Consider the following 24995-nt stretch of genomic DNA (forward strand, 5'->3'; position numbering starts at 1 on the left):
AAGGTCCGGACAGGATAATACGGATAAGTTTCTGAAAATAAGAAACATATTAAATATAATATTCATGATAGGCGCAATAGCCGGAGTGATATTCTATATCACTTCCAGCCAAACCACAGGCATTATTATAATAATGTCGTCAATGGTGTTCAAGATAGCAGAATGTTGCCTTCGATTTTTCCGTTAATGAAAAAGTTTTTTATAATATTGACAGTTGCCTCCGTGATGTCTGTAAACGTCATGGCGCAGACCGGTGCCACATATAATCAGATAAACGAAGACGGCAGCATAAACAGACGATCATCCCAAAACACAGATTCGCTGGGAAGCGACAAAGAAATACCGAAAGGAATAAAGGCGTGGACAGTCAGCCGTAAATTCGGAGACAGGACACCAGTACAGGTCGACACACTGTCACACATGTTCATGAACACAATATTCACCACAGGTCTACGGGGTGAATACAACACCACCGGCAACCTTGGCGCGCCACGCATCAACCGCATTTTCATAGACCGTCCGGAGACAGAACAGTTCATTTTCACCCAGCCATACGACTTCTTCATCACACCGGTTGAGAAGTTCCAATTCACCAACACACTGTCTCCATTCACAAATCTCACATACAACACAGCCGGAGACCGTACCAATGGCGAGGATCATTTCACTGCAAAGTTCGGCGTGAACGCAGGGAAACGCATTGGCGTAGGCTTCAAATTCGACTATATCTACGGACGCGGATATTATCAGAACCAAAGCACGTCACACTTTAATTATACGATGTACGGTTCGTATTTAGGCGACCATTATCAGGCTCACCTGCTCTTCTCCACCAATCATCAGAAAGTGACGGAGAACGGAGGTATAACAAACGACGCATACATAACCCATCCTGAAAGTTTCGACGACAGCTATACCACAAGTGAGATACCTACTGTGCTTGAGCAGAACTGGAACCGCAACGACAACCTGCACATATTCCTCACCCACCGATACAACATTGGCTTCAACCGGAAGGTGAAGATGAGTGAGGAGGAGATAAAGGCACGCAAGTTTGCCATTGAGTCAATGAAGGAGAACGAGGCTCTTCTTGAGAAGGAACGGGCAAGCAGAAAAGCCCGCCGTGAGGGAAGGGAGTTCGATGAAGAACAGTTTGATAACAAACAGACCTTCAGCGGACGTCCCGACGATGCAAAAATCGCAGGTGACGAACCTGCCGACAGTCTGTCTGCCAACACATCAGACCGAATTGCCATCACCGACGCAAAGGCAGACAGCATACTGACAACCGAAAAGAAAACCGGTGCAAATGCCGATACCGCATGGATGAAGAATGAATATGTGCCCGTCACAAGCTTCATACACACCATGAGCTTCGACAATTACAAGAGAATATATCAGGCATACATGGCGCCTGAGAATTATTATGCAGATAATTTCTACGACCCATCAATACTGAGAGGTGACTCCATATATGACAAGACAAGTCATTTCCGTCTGCAGAACACATTTGCCATATCACTGCTCGAAGGGTTCAACAAATGGGCGAAAGCCGGACTGAAAGTCTTCGCGTCCTCAGACCTTCGCCATTTTGTATTGCCTGACACCAAAGGAGGCACAATAACATACAACGAACACAGCCTAAGCATAGGAGGACAGCTTCAGAAAACGCAGGGACATACGCTCCACTACGACGTTGTGGCGGAGACATGGCTCACCGGAGAGGATGCAGGACAATTAAAGATTGACGGCTCCGTTGATGTAAACTTTCCTCTTTTCGGAGATACTGTCACCTTATGCGCCAAAGGATTTTTCCATCATCTTAATCCCACATTCTACTATCGCCACTATCACTCGCGCCATTTCTGGTGGGACAACGACGACCTGAGCAAAACAATACACTCGCGCATAGAAGGACTTTTCGCTTACCGCAAGACGCGCACATCACTGCGTGTAGCTGTAGACGAAATAAAAGACTACACATATATGGCTATGAGCTATGGCATCGACAGCGAGTTCAACCGCACTGGAAACAAGGTGACTGTCGGACAAAAAGGCGGTGCCATAAGTCTTTTCACAATATCACTGGCACAAGACTTCAAACTCGGACCGCTTCATTGGGACAACGTCATCACCTACCAGAAGTCATCTGACAACGACGTCATTCCTCTTCCGGATATAAACATATACTCCAATCTTTATCTAAGATTCAAGATTGCACGTGTGCTGAAATGTGATATTGGAGCAGATGTGCGGTATTTCACAAAATACTATGCGCCGGACTACAGCCCTGCATTAGGACAATATGCGATACAGGCAGGAACGTCACGCGTAAAGACCGGCAACTATCCGATAGTCAACGCATACGCCAACTTCCACCTCAAACGCACACGCTTCTTCGTAATGATGAGCCACATAAACGGAGGAAGCGGCAGCAAGGAGTATTTCCTGACACCGCACTATCCGCTTAACGGACGCATCTTCCGTTTCGGACTGAGCTGGAACTTCTACAACTGAGCAAGACTTGCGTTTTACGGCTAAAGCCTGGTAGCATTCAGACCAGATATTTATGAACACTGCCATGCCCCGCATACTCACGCAAGCTTATGCGTAACAGCCGCCCTCCTGCTTAGCTTCCAATCACGGAGAAGCCGGCAACATTGTCGGCAAAGACAGAAAACGATATGCCAACAACAGCACGAAATAAGGATAAAGTATAACGGTGGATTCCGGACATAAGCAAACAATCGTATCAGAAAGTCACGCGATTATCAGCCCGACTGACTGCAACAGTCCGTATACAAACATATTGCGCGCTGTCTTACCGAGCACACGATTCAGCTCCGTTCCCTTTCTTATTCTAATCATCTCACGGTAAGTGTAGATGTGCAGCGCAAGATAGCCCAACGGCAGGAACGCCGCCCACATGCTTCTGTCATAAAACAGCACGAAGCCGGAAATGCATGCGGTAAGTCCGAGTCCAAGGTACAGTTTCTCAGACGCCTGCGCTCCGATTCTCACCACAAGAGTTTTCTTTCCGGAGCGTCTGTCGTTGTCTATGTCGCGGTAGTTGTTCACCACGAGCAGGGTGTCTATCACAAGCCCGCATGCCAATGACGTCCACACCACCTCCTGGCTGAAAAGCGGGGCACCTGACGGCATGTCAAGATAGTATGTGAGACAAACCGGCACAAAACCGAAAAACAACAGAACCAGCACATCGCCCAGTCCCATATAAGACAAGCACGTTGTGTAAAGGAAACAGAAAACCACACACGCCGCTCCTACCACAATCATATGCCATCCCCCGTAAACAACAAGAGGCAGACCCACCATGCATGAGAGCACCGTGGTCAATGCCATGCCGCGCCGCATCGCCTTCTCCGTTATCCAGCCTTGCGCGCATGCCCTCTTCGGACCAAGACGGTTTTCATCATCAGTACCCTTGACATAGTCGAAATAATCGTTTACGAAATTGGCGTCTATCTGCATAAGGAAAGCAAAAAGAAAGCACAATACGGCAGGCACTATCCTTATGTCGAACGAAGCGTCGCGCATGGCAAGAGCAGTACCAATCATCACCGGGACTGCCGCACCGGAAAGAGTTTTAGGACGTGATGCCAATATCCATGCCTTAAACGAATTAACTTTCACATCAACCTCATTCATATCAGTTTTTTCTGTTTACTTCTTGCAAAATTAACCATAAAAGACTATATTTGCAAATAAATACAACCGCTTTATTATGCTTGCATCAAACGTTAGTCTTGACCTTATGGAATTTGTCGAAAAAAACATTCTTCCAAGATACGCCGCTTTCGACAAAGCCCACAATCTGACACACATCAATAGAGTAATAAGCCGCTCACTGGAACTGGCATCAAAAATAGGAGCCGACGCGGACATGGCGTATGCCATAGCCGCCTATCACGACCTCGGACTTGAAGGACCGAGAGCCGTACATCATCTGACAAGCGGCAAGATTCTTGCAGCTGACCAGAGGCTGCAGAAATGGTTCACTAATGAACAGTTGAAAATAATGAAGGAAGCCGTAGAAGACCACCGCGCCTCCACGTCACACACACCTCGCAGCCTGTATGGGAAGATTGTCGCCGAAGCCGACCGAGACCTCGAGCCATCCATAGTGTTCCGAAGGACAATAGAATACGGTATAGACCACTATCCTGAAAAAAACAAGGAAGAACAATGGCAGAGATTCCTTTCACACATGGACAACAAGTATTCGTCACACGGCTATATACGCCTCTGGCTGCCGAACTCGCCGAATGAGCAGAATCTGAAAAGGATACGCGAGCTTATAAGTGCCCCGCAGCTTCTAAGAGAAGAGTTCGACAGGATATACGCGCTCGTCACCAGCGGTCAGTGAGTCATCCCACTGACCAAGAGCAATCCGTCCTCACATCACTGTCCCGGCACGTGTCAACCGGCATGGAAAGAAAGCAGAATGCCCCATATACATGCAGATGAATGCATATTTATGCATCATTGAAAGTAAATTATTTTGACAATAAAAATTGTCAAAATAGAAACAGGAAATCCATTTTTTAAAGACCAAAAAGGCATATTTCAAATTTCACCCCGCATTATAGTACAGTTTAATGCGCATTCTCGCCACCCGAATCCGCTCAAACACATCATTCCGACACTTCAAAAAGCCATTATGAACCACCCGAAAAGCCTTTCCTGATGTCCCAAAAAGGCTTTTCGGTAAAACAAAACAAACCGTTTCTTGATTCACAAGCATCTTACACACTGATTATAAACGAGTTAACCAACCAGCACAATAATCGGCTATTTGTCAGTAAAACCTCTTTTCTATACTTTGGCAGCAATCTCATCGACTTGACAGGAAATAAATATACGGAACCGCATATACGTTCCGCATATTTATACACATACATTCATTTTTCATCAATCAGTATCCGGCTGCCGTTCTTCGTCCGTGTTTCGTGTTAATGTCAGGCTGACCGCACTACGCATTTATTCCAAGGTGGTGGGCTACTCCTGATTAAACGGCAAACAAGATGAGCCAGCAGCACATAAGAAGAACGGCAAACCGGTAATCATATACATATATAATGTATTGCAGTATGATGCATACTCTGGTTTAAAGAAACTGGAAACAAGTATTCCAATACAGAATACAGAAAAACTTTAATCCTTCAGATAATCATCCGGAAACGAGAATTCATTAATCATCTTTCCGTCATTCATGCGTATCCAACTTCTGAAACCACGTCTGCCCTCCTCCATTTCAATAACCCGCGCACCGTTGCCTCCGGGTATGTCATAATAAGTATTTTTGCTTCCTGTGAACCGTCCGTAACAGAGCATCACTCCCTTCCACTCCACAGCATAGTCGTTCACATGATCATGTCCTACAAAAACTCCCATCACGTCTCCGCATTCAAGCATTGCCGTGAACAGTCCGCTGTTGACAACAGGAGCGCACGCCTTTTCTCTACGTGTCCCTATCAACTTCGCTTCTTCATCCCTTGCAGCCTCATTATATTCTGGCAACGGAATATGGAAAAAAGCCAATGAAGGCAGTGCGCTGCCGCCATTAGCGGCTTTGAACGCCTTGCTTCTTTCTGCATACCAGTTTATCTGATCTCTCTTTATCCAGTCATAACTGTCCAAAGACTTCAGCGGAGAATACGAATTACTGTCAAATATGTACAGAACAGCGGCATCTTTGTCCCCATCATGCGATTTCAGAGTAAGCGTGTAATTGGTAACTCCGGATATTCCTGGGGTTGTTTCCGTAAGGTTACCCTTATATTTCCGTATAAGTTCAAACAGTTCCTCACGCGACAGTCCCTGTTCGTCATCGTGATTGCCGAAGGTCATTGCAAACGGAATGCCACGCGACACCGTTGGCTGGAGCACCTCTTCAAGTCCTTTTGCCGCAGGTTTTCCGGTAACAAAGTCACCTGAAAAAACAACAAGGTCGGGCTTTTCCTCATCAAGGACACTGTTCATACACTTTTCCGACACAACAGAATGCTCACTGCCGGAAACCCAATGAACGTCAGTGAACTGTACAATCTTGAACTTCCTGTCAGAACCGAATTTCAGCGTTTGGGCATTAAGTACGCAGTACATTGCAACGCCTAAGACCGATAAAACAAACCTTAATAAACTCATAATGCTTTATTATTTTAAAATAAGATATAATATATAATAAACTGATTAAATCCGGATGCGCCACTCATAGACGGTCAGTACTAATATCAGGCATACATACATTAAGCCAGCCGGCTCACGGTCTGCCGAGCCCAAGCTTATCATATACAAAGATAGGGAAAATAAACGACACTACAAGTGGCATCCTCCTGCTTTTATTTTACAAATCTGTTACGATACCCTCACACTGATAAATGACAAACTCCATATAGTTCACGAGTCATATTTCCATCGATGACTTCTCCTATTCTAAAGGGGAATGACAGAACATCTTCCATACCTTAACGTACTGATATGACTGGTAACATATGGAGAGGAAGCAAAAGAACGACATTATACTATATACAGGACGCAGCCCTCACGCCATATATAAAAAGCCATTACGACACAAATGAAATATATAAGGGCGATGAAACAAAAGAAAAACATGCGGACAGAATTTGCCGATACATAAATGCACCTACAGGTCCATCCTGTCTTCACACAATATCATTATACTTATTAATTCATAAAAAATTTGTGATATACCCTAATTTGTACTATATTTGCATATATTGTTTCTTTTCACTAAGATATAAAAAAACAGAAGATGTCTTATTGGTTCGTATTTTGCAATGGAAACATTTTGCTGAGAAAAACAGGCAGCAGCACATACACGATTCCGTGTCAGGAACATGCTCCAACGGAAACAGACGAAAAGACTAATATCATCAACGTTCCGTCATCAATTGAAGGGACCGGCATAAAAACATATGCAATAAAAGATCATTCGCTGATAGACAATCCGGAGTTTGAGTGGTGTGGTCTCAGACAGTCTTATTACAAACTGTCCTATAATCTGTATTTGAAAGCCGGGAAGTGCGAGGAGCTGGTGTATTGGGACGCAAACACCCAGTTTTGCGGTGCATGCGGAGCACGCATGAAAAAACATACTGAGATATCCAAGGTGTGTACGAACTGCGGCAAGGAAGTATGGCCGCAATTGTCCATTGCAATTATTGTACTTGTGAGTCGCGGTGATGAGCTGCTGTTAGTCCATGCACATAATTTCAAATATGATTTTTACGGTCTTGTGGCAGGCTTTGTAGAAACAGGAGAGACACTTGAGGAGGCTGTGACACGGGAGGTTAAGGAAGAAACAGGGCTGAAGATAAAGAACATCAGATACTATGCGTCACAGCCATGGCCCTATCCTTCCGGACTGATGGCAGGTTTCTATGCCGAGTATGAAAGCGGTGAGGTGACGCTGCAATACTCAGAGTTGAAAAGCGGAGGATGGTTTAACAAGAACAATCTGCCGCGCATTCCGGAAAAGCTGAGCATAGCACGCCAATTAATAGACAATTGGCTGGAACAACATTAGATACGAGTTTCAAGAAATGAGAAATGTAAACTGGGGATTCATAGGTTGCGGTGAGGTGACCGAAAAAAAATCAGGACCGGCTTTTAACGAAGTGCCGGGCTCACGTGTAGTTGCCGTAATGAGCCGCAACACTGAAAAAGCACGCTCATACGCGGAAAGACACGGTATTCCGAAGTGGTACACAGACCCGTTGTCACTTATAGACGACAGTGATGTAAATGCAATATACATAGCTACGCCACCTTCAAGTCACGCGACATTTGCCATTATGGCGATGAGGGCGGGCAAGCCTGTATACATAGAAAAGCCTCTGGCTGCAAGCTATGAAGACTGTGCACGTATAAACCGCGTGAGCCAGCAGACAGGAGTTCCGTGCTTCGTTGCATACTACAGACGATATCTGCCATATTTCAAAAAAGTGAAGAAAATAATTGAAGAAGGAACGATAGGCGTCATTTCAAACGTACAGATAAGATTCTCGGTTCCGCCACGCGACCTTGACTATCAGGGCAACCAGAACCTCCCATGGCGTCTGCAGCCTGACATATCCGGAGGCGGTTACTTTTATGACCTTGCCCCTCACCAGCTTGATATACTTCAGGAGATTTTCGGTGTAATAACTCACGCCCATGGATATTGCGCCAACCGTGCCAACCTGTATAACGCGGAAGACAACATAAGCGCATGTTTCATGTTCGAGAACGGTGTCCCGGGAAGCGGCTCATGGTGTTTTGTAGGACACCAGAGCGCAAAAGAAGACAAAGTGGAGGTTATTGGAGATAAAGGCATGCTGTCATTTTCAATATATAATTATGACCCGATATATCTTGTCACAAGCGAAGGAGTGACTAATATTGTCGTGCCCAATCCTCCATATGTGCAGCTTCCGATAATAAAAGCTGTGATAGAAGACCTGCAAGGCACAGGTGTATGCAACTGTACAAGCGTGAGCGCGACTCCGGTGAACTGGGTACTTGACCGCATATTAGGAAAACTGTAATATGAAGGCGGTATTTATATTGTTGGCTTTTATATTTCTGTCGCCAGACTGCCATGCGTCCAATGACAGTATCCCGGAGAAACGTTCTTTCTGGGGTAAGATTGCTGACGGGCTGTATGGATTTGTAAAGAATTTCAGCAGAGTAGACACCAACTATATTGAGCCGCAACATTACAACTACACTCTGATGCTGCAAAACACAAACACATACGAAATATACCGCATATCGACGCCTAACGGAAACGTATTCACATTCGCCCCGCAACCATCAATAAAATTAGGACCTTACGCCGGATGGAGGTGGGTGTTTCTCGGATATACGATTGATCTTACACATCTTAACGACAGAAACACAAAAAAAGAGTTCGATCTAAGTCTGTACAGTTCACAGATAGGCATTGACCTTTTCTATCGCAAGACAGGCAATGACTATAAGATGCGCTATGTCTATCTTGGAGAAAACGTGGACACATCTCCCATGAAAGACATAAGTTATGACGGTCTTACTGCAAGTATCAAGGGTTTTAACATATATTACATTTTCAACCACAACCGTTTTTCTTATCCGGCGGCATTCAGTCAGAGCACCGTACAACGCCGCAGCTGCGGCTCGCCGATGGTGGGAATCGGGTATACAAAGCACACCCTCAGCGTTGACTGGAAAAAACTCAACTCTGTAATATCTGCGGTTCTTGGCAGTGAGATAGCTGACAGTTACGTGGACAAGAACGTTATTTCCGGAAAGATAAAATATACAGATGTATCTGTATCAGGAGGATACGGATACAACTGGGTGTTTGCAAAGAACTGGCTTTTCGCATCATCTCTGTCTCTGGCATTGGGATATAAGCACACAACAAGCGATGTGGATCATACGAACTTTTCGTTCAGGGATTTCTCCATAAAGAACATGAACATAGACGGCGTAGGGCGTTTTGGCATTGTATGGAACAATACCAAATGGTATTTTGGGGCAAGCACCATACTGCATTCATACAATTACAGTAAAAAACAATTCTCCACCAACAATTTCTTTGGAAGCCTCAACATTTACATTGGCTTTAATTTTGATAAAAAATGACGTAAATGAAATATCTGCTATCATTGATAATCATATTATGCCGGTGTTTGCCAGCCTATACACAGGACGAAGTGAAATACTTGCAAAAAGACAGTATCGTGGCAACAGAGCTCTTAAAGTCGTGCATGACTGAATGTAAGACAAAAGACAACTGTCTTATGTATTTTGCAAGAAAACTCAAATCCGTCCCTTATGTGGCAAGAACGCTGGAGGGCGGAGAACGCGAGCGACTGGTTGTAAACCTTCGCCAACTGGACTGCACAACATATGTTGAGAATGTGATTGCACTATATCTGTGCATAAAAAACGAAAAAACGACTTTCCGTAACTTCTGCAATTATCTGAGAAATATAAGGTATGAGAATGGCATTGTGACATACCCCACCCGTCTGCACTATTTCTCATATTGGATTGAACAGAACACGCTAACCGGCATTGTGAGAGAGATTGTCCCGCAAGATTCGTCCGTCACAGAGAATTCAGAATATGACATATATTATATGAGCAGTAATCCGGAAAAGTATCCCGCACTTAGAAAAGATACTTCTTTGATTGATGACATAGCCGAAATGGAGAAATATTTTGATGGAAAAACTTATAGATATATACCCAAAGCAAAACTGAAAAATCCGGAATCGCTACAAGCATACATTAAAGACGGAGACATTATCGCTATCGTTACAAATAAAAAAGGACTTGACATCTCTCATATAGGTTTTGCTGCATGGCACAAAGGAAACTTGCATTTGCTTAACGCATCATCCATACATAAGAAGGTTGTGGAAGAGCCAATGTCGCTTTATAAATATATGATGCGTCACCCGTCTCAAACTGGTATAAGAATCATACGTGTTCTATAAACGACGTAACCATACATTAGAATACATTTGTTTATGTATGATTACGCCCAGGATTGGCTGTAAGGCATAATCCGTCCGACGCGCTGACGCCAGACTGACTGTTTTCCGCTTTTATAGAAGATGTGTCCTGACCGCTTCCGTGAAAAGAGGAAAACAATATGAATGGGGTGATGTGAAAGAGGAATGAAGAGCCTATAATCAAGTGAAAAGGCAACTTTGAACGTCTGACAGGATTCGGGATAAATATTAATATACACAATGATTTTTGCCGAAATAATATTAAGGCAAAAAATCATCTCCCGGAAATATGTCATCTGACCTGATTCAACTTCCAGATAATACGTATGGGTAAATTACTCAGGCACACAACTTGCACGTCTGCGTATCCTCGTACATCAATTGATATTGCCTCACCCGCAAAAGTACTCTAAGCTAATGCATTTTTGATTACTTTAGCGAAAAACGTTTATGTCTTGGTTCAATTATCTATAGCTTATAACTTTTGCGGTTAAGTAATATCAGCATGCCTTATTTCACTCGTCTACTCCTCTGCAAACTGCCTTATTCTTTGCTCTTCAGACAATTTGCATATAAGAAGCATTCCGTCTTTCTCAGCTACGATGAAATTATCCAATCCCTGTATGACAACTTTCTTTTCCTGTGTTGTATGTATTATACAATTATGAGAATCATACAGATTTATATTATCACCCAACAATGCGTTGCCATAAAGATCCCTGCGCGACTGCATTAATAACGCGCTCCATGACCCAAGATCGCTCCATCCGAAATCAGCCGGACACACGAATATGTCTTCTACCTTTTCCATAATAGCGTAATCTACAGAGATGTTCTCGCATTCCGGATAGATTTTATCTATCATAGTTCTTTCTTCGGGTGTTCCGTAAACGTTGATAAGGTTCTCGAAAACTTTGCCTATCTGAGGACAATACACTCTATAGGCATTCACTATCGTACTGACATTCCAGATGAAAATCCCGGCATTCCAGAAATAATTCTTTTGAGCTATATATTTCTTTGCCGTCTCCAAATCAGGTTTCTCCTTGAATGAGTCTATCCTGAATATCTCTTTGTTTCGAAGAGAACATGAGCTCAAATCTGCCTGTATATAGCCGTATCCGGTTTCCGGACAAGTGGGTGTGATACCGAGTGTCACAATAGCATCTGTCCCGCTGGTAAAATCAAGACACGATTTTATGATTCGATAAAATTCCTTTTGATTTGTAACGATATGATCGCTTGGCGTAACAACAACGTTTGCCTTCGGATTTATCGATTTTATACGCCAGCTTACATATGCAATGCATGGAGCCGTATTGCGTCGGCAAGGTTCCAGAAGAATATTTTCAACAGGAACTTCCGGCAGCTGCTCATGTACAATATCAAAATATTTTATGTTTGTCACAACCCAGACATTTTCCGGAGGACATATTCCTTTAAAGCGATCATAGGTGAGTTGTATTAATGACTGTCCGGTTCCAAGAACGTCAATAAACTGTTTTGGCTTGTCCGAAGAGCTCATAGGCCAGAAGCGACTTCCTATTCCTCCTGCCATTATAACCAGATGATTGTTAACCGTATCCATAAAAATATCTGTTATATTGTATATCCTTAACAAAAATACATAAAATATTTCTAATTGAAAAATAATATGACCAATAAATTAATAAATCATGCTGACATTTTAAACATGATATTTTAAATACCGTGTCATTTATCAGAATAAAGATAATGATTTATCTTCAGAGCATGACGAACTATCATTTTCATTCAGGGATTCTTCGTCACAGTCAATGAAATGCAACATTAACTGCTGTGTCCTACATGAATTTTTATTAAGTCGATACTTCCCTCTATGTTCCGTCCTTTCTATTAGAGAATCCGAATTTCGGGAATTCCGTATTAGAAAATTTGTCACATACGCATGTACATCGTCATAAGACTTCCTGTCAAAGAAAGAATTGCAAGCGTTATGCACGTGAATGGATATTTTTCTAACAGATAATCCTTCATCTCCGACATAAGCCAAAACACGAAATATTTCCTTATCTAAAGACATGTATTATAAAAAGAGAGCTGCAATTAAAATTACAGCTCTCTCTTGATATTGTTTTAAAATTAAGCCAATGTGATGAGACAATCTTCATCTTTAACTTTTCCTTCTTTAAAGAGCCAGCCTATGCCTAAGAATGCTTCTTCCTTGCTTATTTTGGCAGCTTTTGCGATATCTGCCACGCTAAGCGGCTTTTCTGCGGCTGCCAATGCCTGATAGACATCTCCTGCACGGAATCCAACATTTTCAGCATTAATAACTACCTCATTCTTTTTTGCGGCTGACTTCTTTGATGTTGCAGCCTTGCTTGTAACAACCTTTTTAGTTGCAGCTTTCTTTTCTGTCATAATTTAGTATAAATAAAAACTCCAAGAATAAATCTAATCATGGATTTAATCGTGCTACAAAATTACGATTATTTTTTTATTTACTGCTTTTGTTAATGAAGAAAAAGAGACTTTTTACTTATTGTCGGAAGCCTTCAACTATTTTCTTGATTTAAGTCAACCTTTATCTTCAATTCCTCAAGCTGTTTCTTATCCAATTCTGAAGGAGCATCAAGCATGACATCCCTTCCACTGTTGTTCTTGGGGAATGCGATACAGTCACGAATCGAATCCAACCCTGCCATTATAGACACAAAGCGATCAAGACCAAATGCGAGACCAGCATGAGGTGGCGCACCGTATTTAAATGCATTGATAAGGAACCCGAACTGTGCCATAGCTCTCTCATGTGTAAATCCAAGAATATCGAACATTTTCTCTTGGAGCTTGCAGTCATGTATACGGATGCTGCCGCCACCTACCTCTATGCCATTGCATACGAAATCGTAAGCCATCGCTCTCACGCGCTCCGGATGCTTGTCAAGCAGCGGGATATCATCGGGATTTGGCATAGTGAACGGATGGTGTGTAGCCATCAAACGCTGCTCCTCATCACTCCACTCAAACAAAGGAAAATCTACAATCCACAAACATTCAAATTTATCTTTGTCACGCAGCCCTAAACGCTCACCCATCTCAAGACGCAAAGCACACAACTGAACACGTGTCTTGTTTGGCTTATCACCGCTCAATATAAGAAGAAGGTCACCGTCATTTGCTCCGACCTTTTTCTTTAATGCCATCATTGTTTCAGGGCTGTAAAACTTGTCAATGCTGCTTTTTATTGTACCGTCTTCGTTAAACTTAACATAGACAAGTCCTTTGGCACCGATCTGCGGTTTCTTTACAAAGTCAGTAATCTGATCGAGTTGTTTTCTTGTATATCCTGCACATCCCGGAACACAAATACCTCCTATATATTCCGCATCATTGAACACCTGAAAAGATCCGCTTCCCTTCAATACGTCCATCAACTCTACAAATTCCATTCCGAATCTGAGGTCTGGCTTATCGCTGCCATAGCGCCGCATTGCCTCATTCCATGTCATCTGCTGCAACTTAGCAGGCAGTTCTACGCCACGTACCTCCTTGAACAGATGACGTGCCATATCTTCAAACAGACATATAACATCTTCCTGATCAACAAACGACATTTCACAGTCTATCTGCGTAAATTCCGGCTGACGGTCTGCGCGCAAATCCTCATCACGGAAGCATTTGGCAATCTGAAAGTACCTGTCAAAACCGCTAACCATAAGCAACTGTTTCAGAGTCTGAGGGCTTTGAGGCAAAGCGTAGAACTGTCCCGGATTCATACGGGAAGGGACGACAAAATCCCTCGCACCTTCCGGAGTACTTCCAATAAGAATAGGAGTCTCGACTTCGATAAAGTCCTTCGAGTCAAGGAAATTCCTTATAAGAATAGTCATACGGTGGCGCAATTCCAGATTCTTTCGTACAACCGGACGTCTAAGATCAAGATAACGATATTTCATTCTGATATCATCACCGCCGTCGGTCTTATCTTCTATCGTAAACGGGGGTGTCATACTCTCGGAAAGAACGTTCAGAGTATTGACAATTATCTCTACGTCTCCTGTCGGAAGATTCGGATTCTTACTCTGACGTTCGCTCACAACTCCTGTCACCTGCACACAGTACTCACGTCCAAGCTTCCCTGCCCTGTCACACAGTTCGATGCTGTCAGCTTCGTTGAACACAAGCTGAGTTATACCATATCTATCGCGCAAATCGACAAATATCATTCCGCCCATTTTTCTTACGCGTTGAACCCATCCTGCCAACGTAACGGTTTTGCCGGAATCAGAAAGCCTTAGCTCTCCACACGTATTACTTCTATACATATTTTATTATAAACATTTTTACTTTCTGCAAAAGTACAACAATTCTTTGAAAAGCAGAAAAAACACGACATATATATTCTCGCTTAATGCAAACCACAAGCAATCAACGCCTATTACGGTTTAAGATTTGCAGTGATATATTAATTATTGTGAAAATAAAGACATGGTCTCCTACATCACTATATCTTTTTTATTACTTTTGCAATGAAATAAAACAACACATTATGAAAAGGATTCTTTTTATATCTCTTTTATTGTTGTCCACTGTAAATTTTGCTCTGGCACAAAAAAAATACGCCGAAATTAAATTTGAGAACACGACATACGATTTTGGCAAATTTCCTGAAAGCGATCCGGTACAGAAATGTGTATTCACATTTACAAATACCGGGAATACGCCTCTTGTTATAAAACAGGCTATCGCAAGTTGTGGCTGCACAGTTCCTTCATACACAAAGAAGCCTATTGAACCAGGTGAGAAAGGTGAGATTAAAGTCACATACAGCGGAAGAGGAACATTTCCCGCACGTTTCAAGAAAACCATAACCGTACGCACAAACGGTGTCAATGAGACAGTACGCCTATACATTGTAGGTGAGATGACTGAAGAAAAATAAATACAAAATCATTTTCACATAATCGAAACATAATAATCTCCAATTACCGAAACATGTATTTGGAGATTATTTCTTTTATAAAAAACATCTACACTGGCAGATATACATCCATTTATAATAACAACACCTGTCACATAGCATGATATTTTATTTCTCAGCTACCGGTAATACAAAATGGGCTGCAAGGCAAATTTGTAAAAACACTGGGGATGATTTGTTATATATACCGGATATCGTCAACAAACACGAGTTCACTCTAAAAGACGGTGAATCCATCGGATTCTGTTTCCCTGTACACGGATGGCGTCCGCCAATAATCGTGAGGGAATTTGTCAGACGGCTGCATATATCCAACTATAAAGACAATTACTGTTATGCTGTATGTACAGCCGGTGACACCGTTGGTGAGACAATCAGGCTACTCGAACATGACCTTTCAATATCCGGGATAACCCTCAACAGTTCATTTTCGCTGATTATGCCCGAGTCATACGTCGGTCTGCCATTTATGGATGTCGACACTCCTCAAAAAGAGAAACAGAAAATAAACGATGCCGACAGGACTTTGCAACAATACATAAATCACATCAGGGCAAAGCAACGCGGCTTGAGAAATCTCACCATAGGGCGATGGCCTCGGATTAACAGCCGCCTTATCGGTCATCTGTTCCTGAAATATCTTGTAAAGGATACGCCATTCAGAGTGAACAATGACAAATGCATCAAATGCGGCATATGCTCGAGCATATGCCCTGTACACGACATAAAGGGCGGTATCGGCACCAAACCGGAATGGTTGCACAACGGCAAATGTCTCACATGCTTCTCATGCTACCATCACTGCCCTACAAAAGCTATCAGCTTCGGTTCTGCAACCAGGAATAAAGGACAATACTGGTACGGGCACAAAAAGAATCCAACACTAAAACAACCAAATCAAAAATAATATGAGACACATTCTAATTATTTTCATGCTTATGGCATGTGCAGTCACGTCCCGGGCTGCGAAAGCCAATTCCACGCCATTCTCTGTAAAGCAGAGCGACGGGACTACAATAACTGTCAGACTTCACGGTGACGAGAATTTCAGCTGGTACACCACCATGGACAACGTGGTTCTTGCACGTTCGGGCAATGACTTCTTTATCGCAGACATTGATGCCATCGGCAACATCACGCCAACCTCACAGCTCGCCCATGAGAAAGAAGAACGTTCGTCAAATGAAATCTCGCTCGTTAAAAAACAGAATCTGAAAGCGTTCTTCTCTGATAACGCAGACAAGAACCGTATCCCCATGTTACGTGAACCTATTGCGCCGACATACAATCCTCCATATTTTCCCAGTACGGGCTCTCCTACTGCCATTGTCATACTTGTGGAGTTCAAGGACGAGAAGTTCACAGTGAATGATCCCCAAGCAGTATTCGACCAGTATCTCAATGGTGACGAACAGAAAGAAATGGGCTATGGAGAAAGCCTCAACTACGGAAGTGTGAAAAAATTCTTCACCGACATGAGCTTCGGAAAATACCAACCTAACTTCGATATCATTGGCCCTGTAACACTGTCAAAGGACATGGCATATTATGGAAAGAACAGCGGTTCTACAAAAGACGTCAACTGTAGTGAAATGATAAAGGAAGCCTGCGCTCTGGCTTCTGAAAAGACAGACTTCTCCACACCTAAATATGACATCAACGCCGACGGCATTGTAGACCTTGTATACATAATATATGCAGGATACGGAGAAAGCAACGGTGCCGACCCGAACACAATCTGGGCGAAATCAGGTATCGGAAGTTTCGGAACATACAACGGCATGAGCGTGCAGCGGTATGGTCTGAACAATGAGCTGAACTCCAATCCTTATGTTACATCAGGCATGTTTGTAACACCCAAAATAAACGGTATCGGACTGTTCTGTCATGAGTTCTCACACTGTCTCGGGCTCCCCGACCTTTATCCTTATTCAGCCGCCGCACAGATAGACAATCAGGCGATGGAATACTGGAGCATCATGGACGGAGGCGAGTACACTTACTACGGATATTGCCCTACCGCCTACACGGCATGGGAACGCGAAGCTCTCGGATGGCATTCCATCACCACACTTGAGAACAACGCCACCATTACTGCCACACCTATAAGCGACGGCGGACAGTCATACAAGATGGTGAACAATGCCGACGAATCTGAATACATCGTACTTGAAAACATCCAGAAGAAAGGATGGAACAGTTATTCCATCGGGCATGGTCTCATTGCCTACCATGTGAAATGGCCAAAGAGTACGGTTGCATTCAACGACCGTCCTAACGAGACACCCGAGAAGCCGGGCTTTGCCCTAATCCCAGCCGACGGCATACTCATATCGTCATATAATCAAGAACTCAAAAAAGAATACCAGAGCAGCCACAAGGGTGACCCATTCCCCGGAGAAAAAAACGTCACATCGCTGACTTACGACATGGGATTGCCAAACTTCCGATGGTACACAGAAGGTCCGGAAGTAAAGAAGGCTCTCAGAAACATAACAGAGGACACTACCGCAGGGACTGTCACCTTCAACTATGTGCATGACACAAGCACCGCCATCGGTATGCCGTCTGTCATCCCGACAGAAGACGACACACGCATTTATACCATTAACGGCACATACATCGGGAATGACAAGTCCGCAGCCGGTAAAGGCATATACATCACCGGAGGAAAGAAAATAATAATGAAATAAGAATAATTTCTCTGAAAAGAAACAGTGGCACGGAAGTAATCGCGCCACTGTTTTTATATTCTGACAAATATCATAATCCACAAAGCCGATATCAGCCGACACCGCCAACTGCCATCACCACCAATATGGCTTTTCGTCAATAAATACAAGAACCTTAGCATTCACATCACTATATCCTGTACTGTTATCAACAAGACTGTCGTTCACAAATGTCAGATAAGTCAGCAAAGGATGCGAATAACAGTACGGGCCGAGTTTGCCGTCCCTGTTATAGTAAATCTTCGGGAAATATTTTTTCTTGAAACAAGCCTTGTTCCTCTCCGACATCTTAAAGAAGTTATTCTTATAATCTGTCTTTGAGACACCGCAGCCCATAATGAAAAACACATCCTCGCCATCCACATTGCATATGAAGCTGACAGGATATTTATCAAGCTCGGCTGGGTCTGCGAAAGGCCTGAGCACATAGCGTACAGTCGAGTCATTTATTGTCTTGCACCATACACTGGTATAAACCTTGGTACCCTCATATGCAGGATGCTGGTCTTCTCTCTTCCTGTATTCTATTATCTCCCGTTCCAATGCCTTGTTGTTAAGCACAAGACGATCGAAATCACAGTTCTTTTCCTCGCGGCATCCGCATAAAGCCAATACTAATATAACCGCAGCTACTGTATTAAACAACACCTTCGCTTTCATAAACATTACATTTTTATTTAATTATTTACACATTATCTTCATTTCCATCCGTCGGCAGGTGCATTATCATAATTTAGCATCACCGTTTTTATACAGCCTCCATCATTTAAGAATAAAACAATCACTACCAGAAATACTCCTTGTCACCCACTCTTACTTTCACTCTGTCGAAAGGCATGCCTCGCTTATATGCCTTACTTACAAGTCTGTCGTTAATGAATGTGAGATGACAGTGTTCCGGATGGGAAATACCTATTACTCCTGTATTTATACGACCTTCTTCGTAAAGCTCCGGAAAATACTTTCTCTTGTAACGCTCTTTGTCTTCATCAGACCATTTAAAAGGATTATTATTACGAAAATCCATCCTCGATGCTCCAATCTGTGAGAAAAAGAACACGTCCTCACCATCTACTCTACATATAAAAAGAATCGGATCCATATCCAAACCATTGGGATATGACCATGGGAAAAGCGTGTATCTCACAGTAGAATCGTTTATAGTCTTACACCACACACCGGTATATACTTTAATTCCATTATAAAAAGGGTATTGATCTGGACGCCCTCTATATTTTATTATCTCCCGTTCCAACACTTTGTTGTTCAACACCATGCGGTCGAAATCACGGAACTTGTCTTTATGGCAACCACAAAGCATTAACAATACAATAAATACGAATATTGCCTCATGCATTTTCATAATTATCTTTCTTTAAACCAATTTATTATTATCATTACGCCGACCCGTCATAAGACATATTCTGAGTGTATATTTGTCATTCATTATTTCCGTATTGTCTTTAAATGCACATCTTTCCATTATGCATAAACTACAACTAATGCGAGTTTACTGCCCTGGCTGATAAAATATTTATAGCACACGGATCGTTGTCCTATATCGATTCTATACGTCTGAGTGAAAGACACACTTTCTTGCTTATAATAATGTTTGGCGGTGATACGGAAGATTTCAACCCGACATTTCTCTTCATGAACCGTTTCAAAGAGATAATTTCGACATCGCCAACCGCAACATCCGCGACATACACATTGTACGGTCTTAATATGCTGTTCCAGTTGTTCACCATTCTGCTACTCTTTACAATATCCGAGAAACAGCCTTTGTCTATATTCCTTGACAACGATTGTCTGCGCCTTATGTATTCCTCGGTCATATCAACGGTTGCCGTTCCTCCAAAACTGAGGTCTAAATAAATTTTGCACGTATCCGATATTCCTACCTCCAAAGGCAAAGAGTCCAACGCATTACTCATCATCATAAAATTCTGCTCATAGCTTGTCTTGAAGTATTTTTGCTTATAATCACCGATAAATGCCACTGTAGTGTCGTTATAATCTACCGGATGATGTACTACATAATTTATTCCTTCCTCAATTTTAACAATATCTTCATCTCCATATGCTGACTTTGCCTCTACAAGATACTCAGACAGTTCATTGCCAGATTGCAGATGAAACGAATAATATCGAGGAGAATAATAAACATTATACGATATGCAAAGCGTAGTGTCACTACCGCTTGTTTTCTTATCCACGGCTGCGTTGTCACACGACATCATCACATAAAGCAGTAATAAAAAAACTAAAATTATATTCTTCATATTATACTGTATTTTTATTATGATGTATATACCATATTATACATATCTCTCCCAAACTGTGAAAGGAACAACCGTCTAAATATAAAGTTCCTTTTCTCCTATTTTTATCTTGAACTTATCCACATGACATCCGCGGCTGATTCTTTTGTCTATCAGCTTTCCGTTCAGAAACGTCAGATAACAGTTCTCACCGTCATATACTGTCTGATACCACTCCCTGCCTGTGCGCTGTGCCTCATACTCCTGTGGGTAATATTTCCTAAGATAATACATATAAGCCCACTCGTCCATATCAAAAAGCATATCCGGATAAGAATTTGCAGCAACCATTGTGAACATAACGTCACGTCCGCCCACCCTGCACACGAAGTGGAAAGGTGAGACACGCCAGCTCCAGCCCTGTGAATTATAAAACAATATGTATCTTTTTATAGAATCATTAATATCCTTACAACCTACATTCACCATGAAATTTCTGTTGCCGCTCTCCTTTTCCTTCTCTTTGGTAAAAGCTATTATCTCACGCTCCAACTCCTTATTGTCAAGCTCCAGAAAATATTCTTCCGGACGCGCGTCGTGTCTGCATCCTGCAAGAAGTAACAGACATACCGATAAGAACACGACTGTCTCCAACACTTTTCTCATATTATTATATTTATATCCATTCCATACGTTTATCTATAATCCTGCCATACAGGAAGGTGATTATACACTTCTTGTATCTTATCTGAGGCGGATACACTTTCTTTCCGGCTTTGTACAGGCTGTACTCTTCCGGAAAGTATTTTTTCATGAAATATTCCTTATCCTCTTTCCTCATTCTGAACAGAGGACGTCTGCGGTCATACCCCGCCATCATCGTAACGAGAACATCATAGTCTCCCGCCTTACTCACAAATTCAAACGGATAATCCCATGAGTCTGACGAGAAATCACAATAAAGTCCGCAACGGCTTATCGAATCATTCACCTGCCAATAACGCATGTTGACGACAAAATCTCTGCCATCATAAAGCTTTTTCTTTTCATCGGCAAAATCTATTATTGCCTTCTCCAACTCACTGTTCTTTATACTCAGCGAGTGTCTGTATTCAGTCTTGTCGCATGAGAAAAGGCATGCAAGCACAACCGTTAATATAATAATCCTGTTCATTATCATCTCCTCCTCTCTATCTTTTGTAAACCATCCCACGCTACCTGAGATATTCCTTGTCACCGACCCTTACCTTCACTTTGCCGAAAGAAATCCACTATTAAAGTACATTATACATCGGATTTACTACATTTCATTATACTTGTCATACAATAGCTACCAGAAATACTCCTTGTTCCCCACTCTTACTTTCACCCTGTCGAAAGGCATGCCTCGCTTATATGCCTTACTTACAAGACTGTCATTGATAAATGTGAGATGACATAGTTCCGGATGGGAAATACCTATTACTCCTGTATTTATACGACCTTCTTCGTAAATCTCCGAAAAATACTTTCTCTTGAAACGCTCTTTGTCTCCATCAGCCATTTGAAAGGGTTATTACGAAAATCTATCCTCGATACTCCAAGCTGGGATAAAAAGAACACATCTTCACCACCGACATTACATATAAAAAAAACCGGTCTCGTATCTAAAGCATCAGGATATGATAGTGGGGCAAGCGTGTATCTCACTGTAGAATCGTTTATCGTCTTGCACCATACGCTGGTATAGACTTTAATTCCCTCATAAAAAGGATATTGATCTGACCGTCCTCTATATTTTATTATCTCCCGTTCCAACACCTTGTTATTCAATACCATGCGGTCAAAATCACGGAACTTGTCTTTATGGCAACCGCAAAGAAACAACAGGAACAATACATATAACAACACCACTCTATTATTCATCATACTTTCTAATTAATCTCTACTGTAATCAGATTATGAATTTACGATACACTACGATTGACAAGAAAAGCCAGAATCTATATCAATTATCAATATTCAATTGTACATCTGAATGATTTTTACAGTCAATGTATCAGCCGTCTGCATATTTTTCATACTCTTTTTCATCCCGTTCATCGAGCGCAAGATACAGTTACCGTAACTGTCATACTGATAAAAGACCGACGCGGTACGCGATTGTCCGGAAACATATAGTCCCGCACTGAAAAAGGCAAGTGTAATGAACAATCTTCTCATATCTTAAAGTTTTTAGTTATTTTATATTATAGAACTGTCAAAAAGAACGTGTGATGAGTGCTCTTCACCGGTAATACCAGCCAACTGCAAAACCGTGCATGATTACAGCATAACCGGACATGTGTTCATCATTACCGCAAATATACACTTTTTTCAAATACAAAGAAAGAAAATGAATGAAAATATCTGCCGTATCATAGTTATTTGAAGATGTACTGGGAGAAATCTTACTGAATGATGACAGACAATGCGAAAAAAGGCTTCAAATCATTTACCGGCTTTTTCAAGACACGAGGCTTATGTCTATTATAATATATAAAAATGTGGTGATGTGACTATCATATACAGGGAAGGGCACGAGATGTAAGCCTCGGAACGTTTCATTTATGATGATGGCGCGGTGTGAGGGAAAGGTATCGACAATGAGGACACGAAGCGAAAGACTCTTCCGCACTGCATAAATATACACATATGGAAGTAAAATATTTTGACAATATGAAATCGCAAAAGAGAGTGCCGGAAACCTGTAAAAGCCGTTACGGACAACAGTCTGCGACGTTCCGGCACACGAAATCCGGACAATGACGCCATGAAACGGGCTCTTCGGGTATACGGGAAGGGCATTATAACGGCACGAGAAAGTGCTTTCTGATGTGTAAAAGAGGCTTTTCCGCATCACGGGAAAGCCTCTTCCGCACGACCGGAACAAGTCTTTCAAGGTTCAGACATCCGTAAGACGCTGACTATAAGGAACTTGAAAAGAGCGCTCAGAATCAGCGTATTTGCAGCCGGATAATCATGCGGACAGAACGGAGGCATTCTCGCAGAGTTGTCGATGTATAAATATGCAATGACGTCTTGCCCGTGTATATTTATGCATGATGGCATCGCGCGTCTCTAACGCGCCCTATTCCGCTGTGCGTGAAAATCACCCGACCGTGACTTTTATGGCTCTGAAGAACAGATAATGACAAAAAGAAAGCGCGCACATGCTGAGTGATTACCGCATGTGCGCGTTATTATTAATGTATGCTACAGTGAGGCTCAATATTCTCTTTCGCCGAAGATGGCAGTCCCAACCCTGACCATTGTCGAACGGCACTGCACCGCCACGTGATAGTCGTGGCTCATACCCCAGCTGCGTTCGCAGAATCTGTCGTCATCGGCAAAATACTTCTGCTTCACCTCATCGAAGAACGAGGCTGCCAGACTGAACTCCGAGCGTATCTGCCCCTCGTCGTCCACGTTGGACGCCATCATCATAATGCCGCATATGCACACATGGTCGAGCGCGCGCCACTCGCCTTCCTCGAGCATTTTGCGGCAGTCGTCGAGCGACAGCCCGTACTTCGTGTCCTCCTCGGCAATGTGAAGCTCGAGCAGCACTTTTATGACACGGTTGTTAGCCTCAGCCTGTCGGTTGATTTCCTTCAGAAGCTTCAGCGAGTCCACAGCCTCTATCATGGCAATGTACGGCGCGATGTGCTTCACCTTGTTTGTCTGCAGATGTCCGATGAAGTGCCACTCTATGTCCTTCGGCAGGCTCTTTGCCTTAACGGCAAGTTCCTGTTCGCGGCTCTCTCCGAACACCCGCTGACCTGCGTCGTATGCCTCCATGATGCACTCTGACGGATGGAACTTGCTGATTGCCACGAGGCGCACTCCCTCAGGCAGCGCGCTCCTCACCTCGCGCAGATTGCGTGCCACGTCAGTCTCCATCACACAGTCTCCTCCTGAGTCTCGTATTCGGGCTTGTCGTCGCGTTCCTCTTTCTTCAGCGGGGCGTTGTGTTCATACACGTCCATTATCTTCGTCTCGGAGATGTTGGCTATCATATAGTCTATTGCCGAACCGTTCATCACCTCCTCAATGTTCTTCACCGCACCGTTGAAGTCGGACGCCTGCACAAGATAGTTCACGCTCGTGCGCTTCTCCTTCTCGGTCTTCTCGTCTATCGTTATGAACGTAAGCTTTGCCTTGTACCAGCGGTCGTCTGAGGCATTGTCGCTGAAAAACACCTCTCCATAAGTGGCAGGCGTTATGTTCTTCACCTCAAACTCACCGCTTATATATGGTTCCATCTCCTGTGTTATGGTTTCCTCAGCCTCTCCAAAACTCAGAGCGTCGACCACGTAGGTCTCACTCACCTTCTTCTGTCCGCCGTCTTCTGACTGACGGTCGTAGCGTACGGTTGTCTCAAACCAGTTAGTTGTTCTCGATCTCATATACTTATTATAAATGTTATACTATACTTTTCTTCCGGCGGCAAAAGTAGCAATTAATTCCGAAAAACGCATAACGAAAA

Annotated in this window: 22 protein-coding genes; 9 read left to right on the plus strand and 13 right to left on the minus strand. The window is 42.9% G+C overall.

Features of this window, described 5'->3' with window-relative positions; translation table 11 throughout:
• Positions 1-186: 186 nt before the first annotated feature.
• A complete protein-coding gene (locus BN4609_RS01545; protein WP_068855047.1) occupies positions 187-2517 on the plus strand; it encodes a putative porin in 2331 nt (776 codons plus the stop codon).
• A gap of 243 nt (positions 2518-2760) precedes the next feature.
• Here BN4609_RS01545 and menA read toward each other — a convergent pair whose 3' ends face one another.
• Positions 2761-3669 (minus strand): 1,4-dihydroxy-2-naphthoate octaprenyltransferase, encoded by a 909-nt coding sequence (gene menA, locus BN4609_RS01550; protein WP_068855048.1) that lies wholly within the window; start codon positions 3667-3669, stop codon positions 2761-2763.
• A gap of 76 nt (positions 3670-3745) precedes the next feature.
• On the opposite strand from menA, the gene BN4609_RS01555 reads away from it, so the two are divergent.
• Complete coding sequence (locus BN4609_RS01555; protein ID WP_068855049.1) at positions 3746-4387, plus strand: HD domain-containing protein; 642 nt, start codon at positions 3746-3748, stop codon at positions 4385-4387.
• A gap of 788 nt (positions 4388-5175) precedes the next feature.
• Here the strand turns inward: BN4609_RS01555 and BN4609_RS01560 are convergent.
• Complete coding sequence (locus BN4609_RS01560; RefSeq protein ID WP_068855050.1) at positions 5176-6168, minus strand: metallophosphoesterase; 993 nt, start codon at positions 6166-6168, stop codon at positions 5176-5178.
• Positions 6169-6781: 613 nt separating this feature from the next.
• Here BN4609_RS01560 and nudC point away from each other — a divergent pair.
• The 4 genes from nudC (at position 6782) to BN4609_RS01580 (ending at position 10511) form a co-directional block, all read left to right on the plus strand.
• Complete coding sequence (gene nudC, locus BN4609_RS01565) at positions 6782-7570, plus strand: NAD(+) diphosphatase (protein WP_303645084.1); 789 nt, start codon at positions 6782-6784, stop codon at positions 7568-7570.
• A 16-nt stretch (positions 7571-7586) separates the two neighbouring features.
• Positions 7587-8570 (plus strand): Gfo/Idh/MocA family protein, encoded by a 984-nt coding sequence (locus tag BN4609_RS01570; RefSeq protein ID WP_021993356.1) that lies wholly within the window; start codon positions 7587-7589, stop codon positions 8568-8570.
• 1 nt (position 8571) lies between these two features.
• Positions 8572-9651 carry a DUF4421 domain-containing protein gene (locus tag BN4609_RS01575; protein ID WP_068855052.1) on the plus strand — a complete coding sequence of 360 codons (1080 nt, stop codon included), beginning with the start codon at positions 8572-8574 and terminating at the stop codon, positions 9649-9651.
• Positions 9652-9809: 158 nt separating this feature from the next.
• Positions 9810-10511 carry an N-acetylmuramoyl-L-alanine amidase-like domain-containing protein gene (locus BN4609_RS01580; RefSeq protein WP_241033168.1) on the plus strand — a complete coding sequence of 234 codons (702 nt, stop codon included), beginning with the start codon at positions 9810-9812 and terminating at the stop codon, positions 10509-10511.
• Between the two features lie 541 nt (positions 10512-11052).
• Here the strand turns inward: BN4609_RS01580 and BN4609_RS01585 are convergent.
• From BN4609_RS01585 to aspS, 3 genes are all read right to left on the minus strand, one after another.
• A complete protein-coding gene (locus BN4609_RS01585) occupies positions 11053-12117 on the minus strand; it encodes a mannose-1-phosphate guanylyltransferase (protein WP_021993359.1) in 1065 nt (354 codons plus the stop codon).
• Positions 12118-12650: 533 nt separating this feature from the next.
• On the minus strand, positions 12651-12932 hold the full coding sequence (locus tag BN4609_RS01590; RefSeq protein WP_021993361.1) for a winged helix-turn-helix domain-containing protein: 282 nt from the start codon (positions 12930-12932) through the stop codon (positions 12651-12653).
• Positions 12933-13066: 134 nt separating this feature from the next.
• Positions 13067-14836: an aspartate--tRNA ligase gene (gene aspS / locus BN4609_RS01595; protein WP_068855054.1), complete on the minus strand. Its 1770-nt coding sequence runs from the start codon at positions 14834-14836 to the stop codon at positions 13067-13069.
• Between the two features lie 224 nt (positions 14837-15060).
• Here aspS and BN4609_RS01600 point away from each other — a divergent pair, with 224 nt between their 5' ends.
• The 3 genes from BN4609_RS01600 (at position 15061) to BN4609_RS01610 (ending at position 18185) form a co-directional block, all read left to right on the plus strand.
• Positions 15061-15453, plus strand: a complete 393-nt coding sequence (locus tag BN4609_RS01600) for a DUF1573 domain-containing protein (protein WP_068855245.1) — start codon at positions 15061-15063, stop codon at positions 15451-15453.
• Between the two features lie 139 nt (positions 15454-15592).
• Complete coding sequence (locus tag BN4609_RS01605) at positions 15593-16399, plus strand: EFR1 family ferrodoxin (protein ID WP_068855055.1); 807 nt, start codon at positions 15593-15595, stop codon at positions 16397-16399.
• 1 nt (position 16400) lies between these two features.
• Entirely contained in the window at positions 16401-18185 is a 1785-nt protein-coding gene (locus tag BN4609_RS01610) for a M6 family metalloprotease domain-containing protein (RefSeq protein ID WP_068855056.1), read from the plus strand.
• A gap of 114 nt (positions 18186-18299) precedes the next feature.
• Here BN4609_RS01610 and BN4609_RS01615 read toward each other — a convergent pair whose 3' ends face one another.
• The 8 genes from BN4609_RS01615 to BN4609_RS01655 all read right to left on the minus strand — a co-directional run bounded on the left by BN4609_RS01615 (position 18300) and on the right by BN4609_RS01655 (position 24915).
• Positions 18300-18884 carry a hypothetical protein gene (locus BN4609_RS01615; RefSeq protein WP_164071544.1) on the minus strand — a complete coding sequence of 195 codons (585 nt, stop codon included), beginning with the start codon at positions 18882-18884 and terminating at the stop codon, positions 18300-18302.
• 124 nt (positions 18885-19008) lie between these two features.
• A complete protein-coding gene (locus BN4609_RS01620; protein WP_068855058.1) occupies positions 19009-19587 on the minus strand; it encodes a hypothetical protein in 579 nt (192 codons plus the stop codon).
• 193 nt (positions 19588-19780) lie between these two features.
• Positions 19781-20509 (minus strand): hypothetical protein, encoded by a 729-nt coding sequence (locus BN4609_RS01625; protein WP_068855059.1) that lies wholly within the window; start codon positions 20507-20509, stop codon positions 19781-19783.
• A 75-nt stretch (positions 20510-20584) separates the two neighbouring features.
• A complete protein-coding gene (locus BN4609_RS01630; protein ID WP_068855060.1) occupies positions 20585-21154 on the minus strand; it encodes a hypothetical protein in 570 nt (189 codons plus the stop codon).
• Between the two features lie 10 nt (positions 21155-21164).
• Positions 21165-21725: a hypothetical protein gene (locus BN4609_RS01635; RefSeq protein ID WP_164071545.1), complete on the minus strand. Its 561-nt coding sequence runs from the start codon at positions 21723-21725 to the stop codon at positions 21165-21167.
• A 93-nt stretch (positions 21726-21818) separates the two neighbouring features.
• Positions 21819-22031 carry a hypothetical protein gene (locus tag BN4609_RS16365; RefSeq protein WP_164071546.1) on the minus strand — a complete coding sequence of 71 codons (213 nt, stop codon included), beginning with the start codon at positions 22029-22031 and terminating at the stop codon, positions 21819-21821.
• Between the two features lie 1703 nt (positions 22032-23734).
• A complete protein-coding gene (locus BN4609_RS01650) occupies positions 23735-24409 on the minus strand; it encodes a YggS family pyridoxal phosphate-dependent enzyme (RefSeq protein WP_021993368.1) in 675 nt (224 codons plus the stop codon).
• Positions 24409-24915, minus strand: a complete 507-nt coding sequence (locus tag BN4609_RS01655) for a DUF4494 domain-containing protein (RefSeq protein WP_068855064.1) — start codon at positions 24913-24915, stop codon at positions 24409-24411. The genes BN4609_RS01650 and BN4609_RS01655 overlap by 1 nt, the downstream gene beginning before the upstream one ends.
• Positions 24916-24995: the final 80 nt, after the last annotated feature.

The organism is Leyella lascolaii, from assembly GCF_900079775.1.
Lineage (GTDB): Bacteria > Bacteroidota > Bacteroidia > Bacteroidales > Bacteroidaceae > Prevotella > Prevotella lascolaii.